Source organism: Rhizobium sp. Root482 (assembly GCF_001426565.1).
In the GTDB taxonomy this organism is placed as follows: domain Bacteria; phylum Pseudomonadota; class Alphaproteobacteria; order Rhizobiales; family Rhizobiaceae; genus Pararhizobium.
This window is the reverse complement of sequence record NZ_LMFA01000025.1, coordinates 79,339-93,378: the sequence shown is the minus strand read 5'-3', so window position 1 is coordinate 93,378 and position 14,040 is coordinate 79,339. Positions and strand designations below refer to the sequence as shown.

At 60.8% G+C, this 14,040-nt stretch carries 18 protein-coding genes; 6 read left to right on the top strand and 12 right to left on the bottom strand.

The window, feature by feature from the left end; all coding sequences use genetic code 11:
• Nucleotides 1–89: 89 nt before the first annotated feature.
• Both ASD31_RS22505 and ASD31_RS22500 read right to left on the bottom strand, forming a co-directional pair.
• Entirely contained in the window at nt 90–332 is a 243-nt protein-coding gene (locus ASD31_RS22505; RefSeq protein ID WP_056339319.1) for a hypothetical protein, read from the bottom strand.
• Nucleotides 333–456: 124 nt separating this feature from the next.
• Nucleotides 457–693 carry a DUF6894 family protein gene (locus ASD31_RS22500; RefSeq protein WP_056339317.1) on the bottom strand — a complete coding sequence of 79 codons (237 nt, stop codon included), beginning with the start codon at nt 691–693 and terminating at the stop codon, nt 457–459.
• Between the two features lie 178 nt (nt 694–871).
• Between ASD31_RS22500 and ASD31_RS22495 the strand changes: the two genes are divergently transcribed.
• Together ASD31_RS22495 and ASD31_RS22490 are read left to right on the top strand one after the other, a co-directional pair.
• Nucleotides 872–1,591 (top strand): Crp/Fnr family transcriptional regulator, encoded by a 720-nt coding sequence (locus ASD31_RS22495; protein ID WP_056339315.1) that lies wholly within the window; start codon nt 872–874, stop codon nt 1,589–1,591.
• Between the two features lie 144 nt (nt 1,592–1,735).
• Nucleotides 1,736–1,960 (top strand): hypothetical protein, encoded by a 225-nt coding sequence (locus ASD31_RS22490; protein WP_056339312.1) that lies wholly within the window; start codon nt 1,736–1,738, stop codon nt 1,958–1,960.
• A 58-nt stretch (nt 1,961–2,018) separates the two neighbouring features.
• Here ASD31_RS22490 and ASD31_RS26120 read toward each other — a convergent pair whose 3' ends face one another.
• From ASD31_RS26120 to ASD31_RS22480, 3 genes are all read right to left on the bottom strand, one after another.
• On the bottom strand, nt 2,019–2,186 hold the full coding sequence (locus ASD31_RS26120; RefSeq protein WP_156392766.1) for a hypothetical protein: 168 nt from the start codon (nt 2,184–2,186) through the stop codon (nt 2,019–2,021).
• Nucleotides 2,187–2,324: 138 nt separating this feature from the next.
• Complete coding sequence (locus ASD31_RS22485; protein WP_056339310.1) at nt 2,325–2,552, bottom strand: hypothetical protein; 228 nt, start codon at nt 2,550–2,552, stop codon at nt 2,325–2,327.
• 174 nt (nt 2,553–2,726) lie between these two features.
• Entirely contained in the window at nt 2,727–3,668 is a 942-nt protein-coding gene (locus ASD31_RS22480; protein ID WP_056339308.1) for an AraC family transcriptional regulator, read from the bottom strand.
• 216 nt (nt 3,669–3,884) lie between these two features.
• On the opposite strand from ASD31_RS22480, the gene ASD31_RS22475 reads away from it, so the two are divergent.
• Complete coding sequence (locus ASD31_RS22475) at nt 3,885–4,925, top strand: NAD(P)-dependent alcohol dehydrogenase (RefSeq protein WP_056339306.1); 1,041 nt, start codon at nt 3,885–3,887, stop codon at nt 4,923–4,925.
• Between the two features lie 152 nt (nt 4,926–5,077).
• On the opposite strand, the gene ASD31_RS22470 is transcribed toward ASD31_RS22475, so the two are convergent.
• Together ASD31_RS22470 and ASD31_RS22465 are read right to left on the bottom strand one after the other, a co-directional pair.
• The gene (locus ASD31_RS22470; RefSeq protein ID WP_056339305.1) at nt 5,078–5,542 is read right to left on the bottom strand and encodes an Lrp/AsnC ligand binding domain-containing protein; all 465 of its coding nucleotides are present in this window, start codon (nt 5,540–5,542) and stop codon (nt 5,078–5,080) included.
• A gap of 33 nt (nt 5,543–5,575) precedes the next feature.
• Nucleotides 5,576–6,739 (bottom strand): M20 aminoacylase family protein, encoded by a 1,164-nt coding sequence (locus ASD31_RS22465; RefSeq protein ID WP_056339301.1) that lies wholly within the window; start codon nt 6,737–6,739, stop codon nt 5,576–5,578.
• A 188-nt stretch (nt 6,740–6,927) separates the two neighbouring features.
• On the opposite strand from ASD31_RS22465, the gene ASD31_RS22460 reads away from it, so the two are divergent.
• Together ASD31_RS22460 and ASD31_RS22455 are read left to right on the top strand one after the other, a co-directional pair.
• On the top strand, nt 6,928–8,001 hold the full coding sequence (locus tag ASD31_RS22460) for a D-alanyl-D-alanine carboxypeptidase family protein (RefSeq protein WP_056339485.1): 1,074 nt from the start codon (nt 6,928–6,930) through the stop codon (nt 7,999–8,001).
• A gap of 122 nt (nt 8,002–8,123) precedes the next feature.
• Nucleotides 8,124–9,275, top strand: coding sequence for a CobW family GTP-binding protein (locus tag ASD31_RS22455; RefSeq protein WP_056339299.1), 1,152 nt, complete (start codon nt 8,124–8,126; stop codon nt 9,273–9,275).
• 62 nt (nt 9,276–9,337) lie between these two features.
• Here ASD31_RS22455 and ASD31_RS22450 read toward each other — a convergent pair whose 3' ends face one another.
• The 5 genes from ASD31_RS22450 to ASD31_RS26395 form a co-directional block, all read right to left on the bottom strand.
• The gene (locus ASD31_RS22450) at nt 9,338–9,580 is read right to left on the bottom strand and encodes a sulfurtransferase TusA family protein (RefSeq protein ID WP_056339298.1); all 243 of its coding nucleotides are present in this window, start codon (nt 9,578–9,580) and stop codon (nt 9,338–9,340) included.
• A complete protein-coding gene (locus ASD31_RS22445) occupies nt 9,580–10,971 on the bottom strand; it encodes a L,D-transpeptidase family protein (protein WP_056339483.1) in 1,392 nt (463 codons plus the stop codon). Before ASD31_RS22445 ends, ASD31_RS22450 begins: the two co-directional genes overlap by 1 nt.
• A 195-nt stretch (nt 10,972–11,166) precedes the next feature.
• Nucleotides 11,167–12,120 (bottom strand): acetyl-CoA carboxylase carboxyltransferase subunit alpha, encoded by a 954-nt coding sequence (locus ASD31_RS22440; RefSeq protein ID WP_056339481.1) that lies wholly within the window; start codon nt 12,118–12,120, stop codon nt 11,167–11,169.
• Nucleotides 12,121–12,199: 79 nt separating this feature from the next.
• Nucleotides 12,200–13,156 carry a site-specific tyrosine recombinase XerD gene (gene xerD / locus ASD31_RS22435; protein WP_056339296.1) on the bottom strand — a complete coding sequence of 319 codons (957 nt, stop codon included), beginning with the start codon at nt 13,154–13,156 and terminating at the stop codon, nt 12,200–12,202.
• On the bottom strand, nt 13,153–13,314 hold the full coding sequence (locus ASD31_RS26395; protein WP_156392765.1) for a hypothetical protein: 162 nt from the start codon (nt 13,312–13,314) through the stop codon (nt 13,153–13,155). Before ASD31_RS26395 ends, xerD begins: the two co-directional genes overlap by 4 nt.
• A 146-nt stretch (nt 13,315–13,460) precedes the next feature.
• Between ASD31_RS26395 and ASD31_RS22430 the strand changes: the two genes are divergently transcribed.
• Nucleotides 13,461–14,039 carry a shikimate kinase gene (locus ASD31_RS22430; protein WP_056339295.1) on the top strand — a complete coding sequence of 193 codons (579 nt, stop codon included), beginning with the start codon at nt 13,461–13,463 and terminating at the stop codon, nt 14,037–14,039.
• Nucleotide 14,040: the final 1 nt, after the last annotated feature.

Genomic DNA, 14,040 nt, shown 5'->3' with positions numbered 1-14,040 from the left:
ATGCATCTAATGCAGATTGTCCGAAGTCCGCTCTGATCATGGAATAGCCTCGCGCGGCGCCGTTCAGGCGGTCCGCATGCTCACGGTCATTATTCCGCCTGGCGCTGCATTTGTACGGCGGCGTTGCGGCGCAGGTCCGCGATGGCAGTGCCGAGTTCCTTGCGTGTCCACCCGGCCGCCAGGCCGCCTTCGATCAGCTTGGCTTCGATGTCCCGCTCGCTCAGTGTTTCGTCCGTGTCCAGCGCGTGCACGGCTTTTTCGAGCGCTTCCTCACAATCGAGGGTTCGGTCCGGATGTCCGACAGGGCGCGTCGGGGGTACAACATGAATCATGCTCGTTTCTCCTCAAGGCATCGAAATTGAAGGCATCGAAATTGCGGACGTGCGGCTTGCATAGGAAAGCCGACGCCATGCTAGCCCCTTGCCCGAACGCGCGCAATTGCCCTCGCGAGCGCCGCTATTTAAGCCATTCATAGTTGAAGCTGAGGCTCGAGACGCAGACTGGCTGGCCAGTGTGATCGCGCACGGTGACCGAAATCATGCCTCGCTGGAGTTCCGTCAGTTCGTCGGTCGCGACATCGAGCAATATGCGCCGGATGACCCGGGCAATGTCGTCGCGGGAATTCAGCTCCACTCCTTCTTCGTCTCGTGTCGGTCCACCACCATTATGCAGGTCGAAAAAATATCGGCTCATAAATGTCACTCTCGGTATCGCATCGCGCCGGTATGTGGACGCTTCGGTAAGTAAGCCGCGGGTGAAGCGTTTGTTCCTGAAAACAACAGTATTCATCCCCTCCTATGTCAATGTTAAATGTGACCGGCCGCATCTTGGGTTAGGCGGAAGCGCCAGTTTCTCCAAGGGTATAAATAAATTGATAGAATCGCTGCTGCTCAACCTGGAAAGCCACGACATCGTGTCGCCGCGCGAGCAGGCATTGTTGCGGGGCATGATCACCCGCGACCGCCGGTTCAAAGTCGATGAGGATATCGTCGCCGAAGGCTCGCGGCCGACCCACAGCACGCTGATCGTCGAGGGTTTTGCCGCCCGCTATAAATATATGGCCGATGGTACGCGCCAGATCACCTCTCTGCATGTCGCCGGCGATTTCGTTGATCTGCACGCATTTCTGTTGAAGACGATGGATCATGGCATCGTGGCGATGTCGCCTTGCCATGTCGCCTTCATGGAGCATTCGGACCTGAAGCGGATCACCGAGACCGAGCCGCATCTGACCCGTCTTCTATGGCTCGACACGGTGATCGATGGCGCCATTCACCGCGAATGGATCGTCGCGATGGGGCGGCGATCGAAAAAGGAACATATCGCCCATCTGTTCTGCGAAATTTATGTGCGGCTGCGGGTCGTCCAGCAGACCACGGGCTTCAGTTTTCATTTCCCGCTGACGCAACTCGAACTGGCGGATGTGCTCGGTATTTCGATCGTGCATCTGAACAAGACCTTGCAGATCCTGCGCAAGGAAGGGCTGCTGACCTGGGTAAGCCAGACGCTGACCATCCTGGACTGGCCGCAACTGATCAAGCTCGCGCAATTCGACCCGACCTATCTCAGCCTTTCGGTGGAAAGCCGATAGAAGCGACCCCGATTGGACGATAACGGGCCGCCGCTGCTTCCAATTCCGATCCTCAGCCCTATTTCCCTTCATGTGGAGACCAGACCCGTGGATGCGCTTGCATGCGCGGTCCGGTTTCCACCTTCTTCAAAAGGATGTGAGTGGATGACATTGGCAGACAAAGACGCAGTCAGGGCCCCGGCCAAACCCGCCGTCAGGCGAAATCCGGACGAAACGACACAGGCTGCTCTCGGCATCATCCAGGCGGAACTGCGCGCACGCGAAAAGAAGACGGCGACGCTAAGGGCGTTGCGGTTGAGCCAGGAGCAGGCCCAGCCCCCTGCGGAGAAGAAGACCGGCGGCAGGAAGAAGTCTGTCGGGAAGAAATAGTGGTGCGCCGCTTCACGCAGGTATCGTTGCCTGGATGTCGGTGCGATGCGCGCTGATGTCAGCCGATGAAGAAATAGGCGACCGCGCCCCAGAAGGCGACGCCGATCGCGAGGGCCACGACAATGGCCTTCAGGCGGAGGGTCGGCGCGAGCCCGGTTTTCGGAACGCCGAATTCCCGGTGATCTTCCGCAAAGGCCGAATAGGCATCTCTCAATCGGTCCGACATGGCATGATCCTCATCTCACACCATCGCAAGATAGGCCTGTCCCGTTAAGAAGCCATCGGGGAAAATGCGACAATTCTAATAATCGCCAGTTTCACTTCGGAAATTGCCGGCCGTCGTGGAATATGCGTATTCGGCTGTTCAGGAATGCAGGATTTTCTCGAATGTATAAACCACTGTGTCCGGTAGCCCCTCAAGTTCATAGGTGCCTGTTTCCTCGACGCGGCGGCAGACGAAATTGACCCGGGCCTCGTCATAGTCGAGCGTAACGAGCAGGGTTTCGCGCAGGCCGACTGCCGTCAGCAAGGTCGGCTCCCGGACAAGCTGGTCCTGCTGCCATGCGCTCATCTTGACTGTAACAGGCATCATTGATGTTCATCCTCCGGATCGGAGGCTTTTCGCCACGTATCGATTCGACGTCGATCCCTAATATTCGCGATGTCTTTTGCTCCGTGAAGGAAAGCACGGCTCTTCCGAGCTGCTTCTACGGAATCACTTCTTGATCATGGCGTGAAATCGCCAATTTAGGCTGCGCGGCTCCACCTATCCTTCGCTGAGCATTTCCACGCCGCCGGTGAGCCGGTCGAGCAGGCTGCGGCGCACGCGGCCGACATCGCGCAGGGGCGGTTCGCCGAACTGGCGGGCATATTCGCGGCTGAACTGGGACTGGCTGTCGTAACCGACCTGATGGCCAGCCGATCCGGCATCGAGCATCTCCTCCAGCATGAGCCGGCGCGCTTCCTGCAGCCGCAACTGCTTCTGGTACTGCATCGGGCTCATGGCGGTGATCGACTTGAAGTGATGATGCAGGGAGGAAACGCTCATGCTGACGCGATTGGCAAGTTCCTCGATCTTCAGCGGACGGGCGTAGTGTTCCTTGAGCCAGGCGCAGGCGCGGCTGACCTGATAGGATTGGCTGTCGGCCATGGCGATCTGGCGTAACCGGCCGCTTTCCGGGCCGGTCAGGAGCCTGTAGACGAGTTCCTGTTCGATCAGCGGCAGCAGGGCGGGTATGTCCGCCTCCCGGTCGAGAAGCCGAAGCAGTCTTATGGCCGTATCCTGAAGTTCCGGCGTGACGACGCTGACTTCCATGCCGCGCGCGGAGGGGGCGGCGGAGCCAGTCTGTTTTTCCACCAGTTCCACCAGGCCGGCGATCCGGGCCGTGTCGATCTGGAAGGTCATGCTCAGATAGGGCTTTTCCGTCGTCGCCTCGACGATCTGGGTGGTTACCGGCAGGTCGATCGCGGTGAGCAGGTAATCGGCGCCGCCATAGCGGTAGATATTGTCGCCGAGCAGCACCTCCTTCGCGCCTTGGGCAATCAATGCCAGGCTCGGCTTGTAGGAGCCGCAGGCCTTCACGCCGGTTGCCGAGCGACGGTGAACGCTCAGGCCGGGAATGATTGTCGGGTGATCACCGTCTTCCGTGGCGAAACGAGCAATGAGATCGGCCAGCTCACGGCTGGATTGGGTTCGTGAAATCGTCATAATCAAAAGTCTTTCCAGCCATTTAGATTTCTTCCGGATAGCCGACAGGTAGTCTCTCGCCATAAATTTGCAAAAGGCGGAGCGCATGTTTTGCAGGATCGTACAATAATTTTGCAGGATTGCGCTAACGCCCGCCCGCGCGACGTTGCATAGTAGGAATGGGAAGGAGGCCGCTTGGCGCCTCCAGTTCCACCTCACAACATAAAGGAGTGACCCATGGCCCTGGCAAGAGGATATGCGGCGACGGATGCGTCGAAGCCGCTACAGCCGTTCACCTTCGAACGGCGCGAACCGCGTGAAGACGATGTCGTCATCAGCATCAAGTTTTCCGGTGTCTGCCATTCCGACATTCATCAGGCTCGCAACGAATGGGGCAATTCGGCTTTCCCGATGGTTCCCGGCCACGAAATCGTCGGGATCGTCACCGCAGTCGGCGACAAGGTGACGAAATTCAAGATCGGCGACCGTGTCGGCGTCGGCTGCTTCGTCGATAGCTGCACGACCTGCGCCAGCCGCGATGTCGATCGCGAGCAATATATGCCCGGCCTCGTCGTGACCTATAACGGCGTCGAAGCAGACGGCAAGACGCCGACCCAGGGCGGTTATTCCGACCATATCGTCGTCAAGGAAGGCTATGTGCTTTCCATTCCGGAAAACCTGCCTTTCGAGGCGACGGCGCCGCTGCTTTGCGCCGGCATCACGCTTTATTCGCCGCTGCGCAACTGGGGCGCCGGCCCCGGCAAGCAGGTGGCGATCGTCGGCATGGGCGGGCTCGGGCATATGGGCGTCAAGCTGGCGCATGCGATGGGCGCCGAGGTGACCGTGCTCAGCCAGACGCTTTCGAAGAAGGAAGATGGACTGAAGCTCGGTGCCGATCACTATCATGCTACCGGCGACGCCGAGACCTTCACGAAACTGGCGGGCAGCTTCGACCTTATCCTCTGCACCGTTTCGGCGGAAATCGACTGGAACGCCTATCTCGGCCTGTTGAAGGTCGATGGCACGCTGGTGCTGCTCGGCATTCCTGAAAAGCCGGTGCCGGTGCATGCCTTCTCGCTGGTTCCGGGCCGCAAGAGCATTGCCGGCTCGATGATCGGCTCGATCAAGGAAACTCAGGAAATGCTCGATTTCTGTGGCGAGCACAACATCGTCTCGGAGATCGAGATGATCCGCATGGACCAGGTCAACGAAGCCTATGAGCGCGTCATCAGGAGCGATGTGCGCTACCGCTTCGTGATCGACATGGCAACGCTGTAGGGGCGAAGGCCCCTCATCCGGCCTGTCGGCCACCTTCTCCCCGCGTGCGGGGAGAAGGGACAAGCGGAAAATTCTGTCATCCCCTCTCCCCGCTCGCGGGGAGAGGGTTAGGGTGAGGGGCACATTTCTGATGCCGTGCTTGCCACCTGCCGTTAGACCAGCGGCAGCGGCCCGTCGTTCTTGATCTCTTCCATCACCGCATAGGTGCGCGTTTCCTTGACGCCGGGGAGCGTCCAGAGAACCTGCCCCAGAAAGTTCCGATAGGCATTCATGTCGGCGAAGCGGGTCTTGACCAGATAGTCGAAGCCGCCCGCCACCATATGGCATTCGAGGACGGCCGGGGCCTGCTTGATGGCGGCCGCGAACTTGTCGAAAACCTCGGCCGTCGTCTTGTCGAGCATGACCTCGATAAACACCAGGAGCCCGAACCCCAGCTTGTGGGGATCGAGCCTTGCGCCGAAACCGGAGACATAACCGTCCTTCAGCAGCCGGCGCAGGCGCTCGCTCGTCGCCGTGGGCGACAGGCCGATACGGTCGGACAATTCCAGATTGGTAATCCGTCCGTCCGCCTGCAGGATGTTGAGGATCCGCCGATCGATCTTGTCTATGTCGTGCATCGGCGCGATCCCTGGTCGGTACAGCCTTGATGATCAGGCGGCGAGCCGCGTTTCCGCAAGCTTCACCCAATAGGAAATGCCGTGCGGGATCGCTTCGTCGTTGAAGTCGTAGCCCGGATTGTGCAGGCCCGCCGTGTCGCCATTGCCGATGAAGATGAAGGCGCCGGGGCGTGCCAGCAGCATATAGGAAAAATCCTCGCCGCCCATCATCGGGTCGAGCTCGCCGGAAACCTGGCTTTCGCCGGCAATGCTGGCGGCCGCGTTCAGCGCATGGACGGTTTCCTCGCGGTGATTGACGGTGACCGGATAATTGCGGGAATAGGAGACCCTCGCCTTGGCGCCGTAGGCCGATGCAAGGCCCTCGACGATCTCCCTGATGCGGGTTTCGGCGAGGTCGCGCACCTGCGGCATCAGCGTGCGCACCGTCCCGGCCAGCATCGCCTGCTCGGGGATGACATTATGGGCAAAGCCGGCGTTGAACTTGGTCACAGAAACGACGACAGAGGCCAGCGGATCGACGGTGCGCGAAGCGATGGTCTGGAGCGCATTGACGATCTGCGAGCCGATGACGATCGGGTCGATGGTCTTGTGCGGCTGGGCCGCATGGCCGCCGCGGCCTTCGATGGTGATGGTGAATTCGTCGGTGGAGGCCATGATCGGGCCCGGGCGGCTGCCGAACCGGCCGACAGGCATGCCGGGCATATTGTGCATGCCGTAGACCTCGGCGATGGAAAAGCGCTCCATCATCCCGTCCTTCACCATTTCGTTGCCGCCGCCGCCGCCTTCTTCTGCCGGCTGGAAGATCACCGCCACCGCGCCCTTGAAGTTGCGCGTCTCGGCCAGATATTTGGCCGCGCCCAAAAGCATGGCGGTGTGGCCGTCATGGCCGCAGGCATGCATCTTGCCCGGTGTGGTCGAAGCCCAGGGCTTGCCGCTGGTTTCCGTCATCGGCAGGGCGTCCATATCGGCGCGCAGGCCGATGGTGCGGCCTTCGCCGAGATTGCCCCTGATCAGGCCGACGACGCCGGTGCGGCCGAGGCCGGTCACGATCTCGTCAACGCCGAATTCCTTCAGTTTGCTTTCGACGAAAGCGGCCGTATTCTCGACGGCGAACAGAAGTTCCGGCTTGGTGTGCAGGTGACGCCGCCATTCGGTGACTTCGGTCTGGAGTTCGGCGGCACGGTTCAAGATGGGCATTGTGGTTTCCTGTTGGTCCATTGCGGGCATGGGGACGGGATTTAGGCAGAGGCGCACAAGATTGGTCTTTGCCATCACCTCGCCATATAGGTTAAATAGCCGGACGATACGAGGCAATTCCTGAAATTTCGAGGTTTGATGTGGTGACGAAGGTGATTCGTAGAGGCGGCGGGGCAAGGGCATGGGTCATCATGGCGGGCGCCTGCGCCTCGCTTCTGGCCGCCGCCATGCCCAGTGCCGCCAATCCGCGGCTGGTGGTGGATGTCAATTCGCTGAAGGTGCTGGAACAGCAGGAAATCTTCCAGAAATGGTATCCGGCGTCGCTCACCAAGCTTTTGACGGCCTATACGACCTTCCGTGCATTGAAGTCAGGCCAGTTGACGCTGGAAACGCCGGTGGTGATGACGAAGAATGCCGCCGCCGAGCCGCCGAGCAAGATGTTCTACAAGCCCGGCCAGGCACTGACGCTCGACAGCGCGCTGAAGATGCTGCTGATCAAGTCGGCCAACGATATTGCGGTGGCGATCGGCGAGACGGTTTCCGGCTCGGAGGCGGCTTTCATCGATCGTATGAATGCCGAGGCAAAGCGGATCGGCATGACCTCGTCGCATTTCGTCAATCCGCATGGCCTGCCGGCGCCGGGACAATATACGACGGCACGCGATCTCGCCGTGCTGGCGATCACCATCAAGCGCGAATTCCCGCAATATGCGCCCTATTTCGCCTATGAAGGCTTTACCACCGGCAAGAAGAACTATCCCAACCTGAACATGCTGATCGGCCGCTTCGACGGGGCCGACGGGATGAAGACGGGCTTCATCTGCGCCGCCGGGTTCAACCAGGTCTCGTCGGCCACGCGCGGTGGCCGCTCCGTGGTCTCGGTTGTCCTTGGGGGCGACAGCCTCGCCGACCGGGCCGACGAATCGGCGCGGCTCCTGCAGCTTGGCCTGACATCAAGCGGGGCCGGCAAGCCGGGCCTCGGCCAGATCGCCCCTTACGGCGAAACGCGCGATGTGGTCGCCAATATCAGCAAGGAAATCTGCAACCCGAAGGCAGCCAAGGTCCGGTCGGAGAACCGCGATGAAGTGGGCCGCCAGAAGCTGCATTCGCCCTATATCCACGAAATCAACCGGCCCTTGAACCTTGTGGCCGCCGGCCTCATTCCGGGGCGCGACAAGGCGGATAGCGGACAGGGCAAGATGGCGAATGCACAAGGCGATGTCGCCAATGTGCCGATCCCGCTTCCCCGGCCGGTCTTCTAAAGCGCGTCGCGGGTCTCCGGATTCGCTTGCGCACTTCATCTTTGTTTCTACGCATGTCGCGCAAATCCGCTCCACAGTTTTGCGTGACATGCTTTAGGTCCCGCCTTCCGATCGGATAAAAAATGTCGCCTGCTTTCAATGTGGTGCCGGTTTCGATTCTTACCGGCTTTCTCGGCGCCGGGAAGACATCGCTGCTCAACAGGCTGCTGAAAGACCCCGACCTTGCCGATACCGCCGTGATCATCAACGAGTTCGGTGATGTTTCTCTCGACCATCTGCTTGTGGAGGCGTCGAGCGACGGCATCATCGAGCTTTCGGACGGCTGCCTCTGCTGCACGGTGCGCGGCGAACTGGTGGATACGCTGGCCGACCTGATGGACCGGATGCAGACCGGCAGGATCAAGCCGTTGAAGCGCGTCGTCATCGAAACCACCGGCCTTGCCGACCCGGCGCCGGTGCTGCAATCGGTGATGGGCAATCCGGTCATCGCGCAGAATTACCGGTTGGACGGCGTCGTCACGGTCGTCGATGCGGTCAACGGGCTGTCGACGCTCGATCATCACGGGGAAGCGGTCAAGCAGGTGGCGATGGCCGACCGGCTGGTCATCAGCAAGATGACGCTGGCCGGCCCCGACGCCGTCGCTTCCCTGACAGTGCGCCTGAGGGAGCTCAATCCGCGCGCGCCGCTGATCGACGGCGATCTGCCGGAGGCCGGCAAGGCCGGGCTTTTCGAATGCGGGCTCTATGATCCGGAGGGCAAGATCGCCGATGTCGGCCGCTGGCTGCAGGATGCGGCCGGTCATGATCATCATGGTCACGGTCACAATCATGATCGTGATTGCGGGCAGCCGGGGCATGATCACCACCATCATCATCACCACGAGGAAAATCGTCACGGCGACGATATCCGCTCGTTCAGCATCGTCCACGACCAGCCGATCGATCCGATGGCGCTGGAAATGTTCGTTGACCTCTTGCGCTCCGCCCATGGCGAAAAACTGTTGAGGATGAAGGCGATCGTCTGCATGTCGGACAAGCCGGAGCGGCCGCTCGTGCTGCATGGCGTACAGTCCGTATTTCACATGCCGCAGCGCATGGCCGCCTGGCCGGACCCTGCCGACCGGCGCACCCGCATGGTCCTGATCACCAAGGGCCTGACGGAAGCCTTCGTGCGCGATCTCTTCGACGCCTTCACCGGCAAGCCGCGCATCGACCGCCCCGACCGGCAGGCACTGGAGGACAATCCCCTCGCAGTGCCGGGGCTCAGGCTTTGACATTTCAGACCAGCCATAGTGCCACTTCTGGCGCGGCTTGAGGCAATCCGATCTTTGAAGCCTTACATTGCCGTTTTCTTGCGGATCACGAAGCGGTGGCCGGCGGTGAGGGGCTCGGATTTCTCCAGGCTGTGGCCGTCCTCGTTGCAGAAATGCGGGATGTCAATCACGGCCATCGGATCGGTGGTCTCGACCGTGACCAGGGTGCCAGGGGCAAGCGAGCGCATGCGTTTTCGGGTCTGCAAAACCGGCAAGGGGCATTTCAGCCCCTTCAGGTCATAGACCAACCCATCTTCCGCCGGCATCAATTGCCCCAGAGTTTCCAGAACGGACGCTTTTTCGGCTGTTCGACAACCGCCTGTTCCGCGGGAGCGACCGTTTCCGTTTCGGCCGGCTTTGCGGCCGCTACGACAGGCTTCTGATCGGCTGGCTGCTGCTGGGCTTCGACTTCGACAGGGGCTGCAGCGGCCGGCTCGATCACCTGTGCGTCCGCGCTGTTCCTCGAAAACAGGCTGAAGAGACCTGTTCTCTTCGGCGCCGACTGTTCGACGGATGCCTGTTCGATCGGCTTCGGCAGCGGATTTTCCGTGGGCACAGGCACGTTCTTGCCATTTCTGGTGGTCTTTTCCAGTTCCGCCTTCTGGATCTCGATCGCCTTCTTGGCCTCTTCGAGTTCGCGTCGGCGGGCCTGTTCCTTTTCGAGATCGGCAACCTTCATCAGCTTGCCGGCATCGAGCGAACTGCCGGTCGGGGCGTAGGCGAGTTCCTTGCCAACGCGCTGCTTGGCGACGATCGCCTTGCGCTCGGCCTCGGTCGGCTCGTACCAGACCATGCCGTCAAGCTTGTTCATCGCCTTGGCGTATTCGGCATTATATTTGCTATTATAGGCCGTAAGCGCCGGCTGCAGCACCGCCGGTGTCGACATGGCGGGGCATTGGCCGATCGGGCTGAACTTTCCTTCCGTCTGCTGGTTGAAGACGTATTTCTTCTCGCAGATATTGACGTCCGGCGGGCGCTTGGTGATCTCGAACTGGTCATAGCCGGGCTTCAGCATCTTCCAGAATTCGATATTGGGGCTATTGCGGTGCCGCGCCATGTTTTCCGCCGTCATGCGGAAGGGCAGGGCCTGCAACTGGATCGTCTGCTGGCCGCCCTTGTAGGCGTCGCGGGCGAGCGCGAAGATTTCCTGCATCTGTTCGTCGGTCATCGAATAGCAGCCGGACGAGGAGCAGGCGCCGTGGATCATCAGGTTGGAGCCGGAGCGGCCGTTCGCCTGGTCGAAGCGGTTGGGAAAGCCGGTGTTGATGGCCAGGTAATAGCTGGAATGCGGATTCATCTGGCCCGGCGAGAGCGGATAGAAGCCTTCCGGCGCCTGCCGGTCGCCTTCCTTGACCTTGGGGCCAAGCTTGCCCGACCAGGCGCAGATCTTGTACTGGCGCAGCATTTCGAAACGGTTGGAGGCATTGGCCTTCCAGACCTCGAGCACGCCTTCTTCCTTGAAGATGCGCAGCATGATCGGCGAGGACTTGGCCATGCTCATGGCCTGCATCTTCTGGACGATCTTGCCGGAAAGCTGGTAGTTGACCTTGCTGGAAACGCTCTTGAGATTGACGTCGGCGCTATCGAGGGCGTCGTTCGTGCAGCCCGCAAGCAGCGTGGCGATGGCGGCGGTGGCAAGAAGATGTGTCAGACGCATCGGAAAGCCCATCAAGAAACTGTCGAACGTGGTCCCGTGCAGCGGGTCACGGGGAATCATTACGTCCTTATACTTCACAAAATCTTAACCTTGCAGACCCCGCTTGCCCCAAGCGTTTCAGAGCGCAAGAATATGGCCAAGGTTGGACCGGCACCTGCTTTGTACCCGCTTTCGGTCAAATCCCGGCTGACAGGATCAGAGCTGGCGTCCGATGCTCAGATATTTCTGTCTCCGGTCGGAGCGTAGTTCGTCGCCGCTGCGGCCGGAGAGATCCTTGAGTGCATCGGCAATCACCGTTCCGGTCCGCTCGATGACGGCATCGGGATCGCGGTGCGCGCCGCCGACGGGCTCGGTGATGATGCCGTCGATGATCCCCAGAGATTTCAGGTCTTCGGCGGTGATCTTCATATTGGTCGCCGCTTCCTTGGCGCGGGTGCTGTCGCGCCACAGGATCGAGGCGGCACCTTCCGGCGAGATGACGCTGTAGATCGAATGTTCCAGCATGTAGACCCGGTTGCCGGTGGCGATCGCGATCGCGCCGCCGGAGCCGCCTTCGCCGACCACGACCGAGATGATCGGAACGCGCATGTTGAGGCACATCTCCGTCGAGCGGGCGATGGCCTCGGCCTGGCCGCGCTCTTCCGCGCCGATGCCCGGATAGGCGCCGGCCGTATCGATCAGTGTAATCAGCGGCAGGCCGAAACGGTCGGCCATTTCCATGATGCGGATCGCCTTGCGATAACCCTCAGGCCGGGCGCTGCCGAAATTATGCTTGATGCGCGACTTGGTGTCGTTGCCCTTTTCCTGGCCGATGACGGCGACCGGCGTGCCGCGAAAGCGCGCAAGGCCAGCCTGGATCGCCTCGTCATTGGCGAATTTGCGGTCGCCGGCGAGCGGCGTGAATTCGGTGAGGAGACGGGCGGCGTATTCCTGGAAGTGCGGACGCTGCGGATGACGCGCGACCTGGGTCTTCTGCCAGGGATTGAGCTTGGAATAGATTTCGGCCATCGCCTCGCGGGCGCGCACCTCAAGGCGTTCGACCTCGTCCGCCGTATCGATGCTCTCGTCTTCGCTGGCAATCTTTTTAAGCTCGTGAATCTTGCCTTCGAGATCGGAGATGGGTTTTTCGAAATCCAGATAATTGTGCATGTGATGCGTTTCCGATCCTATTTCGCCAATGGCCGCGAACATGACGCTCCCGGTATCCCGGCCAAGGGTTTTGGCGTTCCTAATCGTGTTTTTTCGCCTGTTTGGCAAGAGGGTGATGGTTTTGGACGAGCTGATGCAGCCGTTCTTCCAGCACATGTGTATAGATTTGTGTCGTTGAAATGTCCGAATGTCCGAGAAGTTCCTGCACGGCGCGCAGGTCCGCGCCATTGGCCAGGAGATGGCTGGCAAAGGCATGGCGCAGCACATGCGGCGAGATGGCGGCGACGCGAATGCCGGCGCGGGCGGCGAGGTCCTTGAGGTCTCGGGCAAAGACCTGGCGCGGCAGGTAGCCGGCCTTGCCTGAGGAGGGGAACAGCCAGGGGCTATCCGGCGGCGGCTCTTTCTCCGTCTCATGCATTCTGGTCATGGCGGCGCCATAGGCCTGCATGGCACGGATCGCCGAATGCGACAGGGGCACCATGCGCTCCTTGTTGCCCTTGCCGCGAACGACTAGGAAACGGCCGTTCTGGGCCAGCACCGAAGCCGGCAGCGATACGAGTTCGCTCACCCGCATGCCGGTGGCATAGAGCAGCTCGATCAGCGCATGCATCCGCAATCTCGCGAGCGGATCGGTCCCGCCCTCGATCGCTTCCTGCTCCGCCTGACCGATCAGCCTGGAAACGTCGTCGATGCTCAGCACCTTCGGCAGAGCGCGGCTTTTCTTCGGGGCGTCGAGAATGCCGGTGGGATCGTCGGTCCGCAGTCCCTCGGCATAGAGAAATTTGTAGAACTGGCGCAGGGCCGAAAGCCTGCGCGCCTGCGAGGAGGCCTTGAAGCCCTGCTGCGCAAGATGCGAGAGATAGGCGCGCAGATCATCCGGGGCGGCATCCGTCGGTCTTATGCCGCGCTGCCTGAGAAAGGAGGATGCATCCTCCAGATCCCGCTCATAGGAGAGGAGCGTATTGTTGGCGGCCCCCCGTTCGGCGCTCATCATCTCCAGGAAGGATTCCACATGGGCGGTGGAGAGATCGGTCATGGTGTGGTCTTGGGCGTCGTGTTGAGCCGCTCGGAGGGAATGCGGATCGTCACGTCGCGCTCCACCGGATTGACGAAGGTCACCAGCGCCACCATCGTCGCGTAGATCACTCCGGCGATCAGGGCGCAGATGAGCAGGAACCGGAACAGGGTGGGCATTTTGAACTCCTAGGCTTGGCCTATATGACCATCCCTGTTTGCAAGTGCAAGAACAGCCGGTCTTGTGTGCCGTTTCGCAAGGACCACGACTTGACGCTTCCTGCCGTTTTGTCGATACCGGAACGGAACGGGGAAATTGAGCCTGCATGAACGACGTGACCGAACCGGTTTCCGAAGCGCTGGCCGAACGGGCGAAAGCCGCGCTCGGACGGCGGAACCTCGTCTTCGTCGGGCTGATGGGCGCCGGCAAGTCGGCGATCGGGCGGATGACGGCCTTGGCGCTCGGCGTTCCCTTCATCGATTCCGACCATGAAATAGAGCGCGTCTCGCGCATGACGATCAGCGATCTGTTCGCCGCCTATGGCGAGGAGGAGTTCCGCGCACTCGAAACCCGCGTCATCAAGCGACTGCTCAACTCCGGCCCGCGCGTCGTTTCCACCGGCGGCGGCGCCTATATCAATGAGCGCACCCGGCGCCATATCAGGAAGCAGGGCCTTTCGGTCTGGCTCAATGCGGATCTGGACGTGCTGTGGGAGCGCGTCAACAAGCGCGATACGCGGCCGCTTTTAAAAACCGAAAATCCGCGCCAGACCCTGGAAAACCTCATGCATGCCCGCTACCCGATCTATGCCGAGGCGGACCTGACCGTTCTTTCCCGCGATGTGAAGAAGGAGGCGATCGTCGAGGAAGTCCTTGCCGCTCTCGCCGCCCTGCCGAAGAAGTGAT

Bases quoted from the DNA above. Each gene is read 5' to 3' on its own strand.
- ASD31_RS22480 (WP_056339308.1), bottom strand. From the start codon at position 3,668: ATGACGATTTCACGAACCCAATCCAGCCGTGAGCTGGCCGATCTCATT.
- ASD31_RS22490 (WP_056339312.1), top strand. From the start codon at position 1,736: ATGACATTGGCAGACAAAGACGCAGTCAGGGCCCCGGCCAAACCCGCC.
- ASD31_RS26395 (WP_156392765.1), bottom strand. From the start codon at position 13,314: ATGCCCACCCTGTTCCGGTTCCTGCTCATCTGCGCCCTGATCGCCGGA.
- ASD31_RS22505 (WP_056339319.1), bottom strand. From the start codon at position 332: ATGATTCATGTTGTACCCCCGACGCGCCCTGTCGGACATCCGGACCGA.
- ASD31_RS26120 (WP_156392766.1), bottom strand. From the start codon at position 2,186: ATGTCGGACCGATTGAGAGATGCCTATTCGGCCTTTGCGGAAGATCAC.
- ASD31_RS22470 (WP_056339305.1), bottom strand. From the start codon at position 5,542: ATGCACGACATAGACAAGATCGATCGGCGGATCCTCAACATCCTGCAG.
- ASD31_RS22455 (WP_056339299.1), top strand. From the start codon at position 8,124: ATGTCGCCTGCTTTCAATGTGGTGCCGGTTTCGATTCTTACCGGCTTT.
- ASD31_RS22500 (WP_056339317.1), bottom strand. From the start codon at position 693: ATGAGCCGATATTTTTTCGACCTGCATAATGGTGGTGGACCGACACGA.
- xerD (WP_056339296.1), bottom strand. From the start codon at position 13,156: ATGACCGATCTCTCCACCGCCCATGTGGAATCCTTCCTGGAGATGATG.
- ASD31_RS22430 (WP_056339295.1), top strand. From the start codon at position 13,461: ATGAACGACGTGACCGAACCGGTTTCCGAAGCGCTGGCCGAACGGGCG.
- ASD31_RS22475 (WP_056339306.1), top strand. From the start codon at position 3,885: ATGGCCCTGGCAAGAGGATATGCGGCGACGGATGCGTCGAAGCCGCTA.
- ASD31_RS22485 (WP_056339310.1), bottom strand. From the start codon at position 2,552: ATGATGCCTGTTACAGTCAAGATGAGCGCATGGCAGCAGGACCAGCTT.
- ASD31_RS22465 (WP_056339301.1), bottom strand. From the start codon at position 6,739: ATGCCCATCTTGAACCGTGCCGCCGAACTCCAGACCGAAGTCACCGAA.
- ASD31_RS22450 (WP_056339298.1), bottom strand. From the start codon at position 9,580: ATGCCGGCGGAAGATGGGTTGGTCTATGACCTGAAGGGGCTGAAATGC.
- ASD31_RS22445 (WP_056339483.1), bottom strand. From the start codon at position 10,971: ATGCGTCTGACACATCTTCTTGCCACCGCCGCCATCGCCACGCTGCTT.
- ASD31_RS22440 (WP_056339481.1), bottom strand. From the start codon at position 12,120: ATGCACAATTATCTGGATTTCGAAAAACCCATCTCCGATCTCGAAGGC.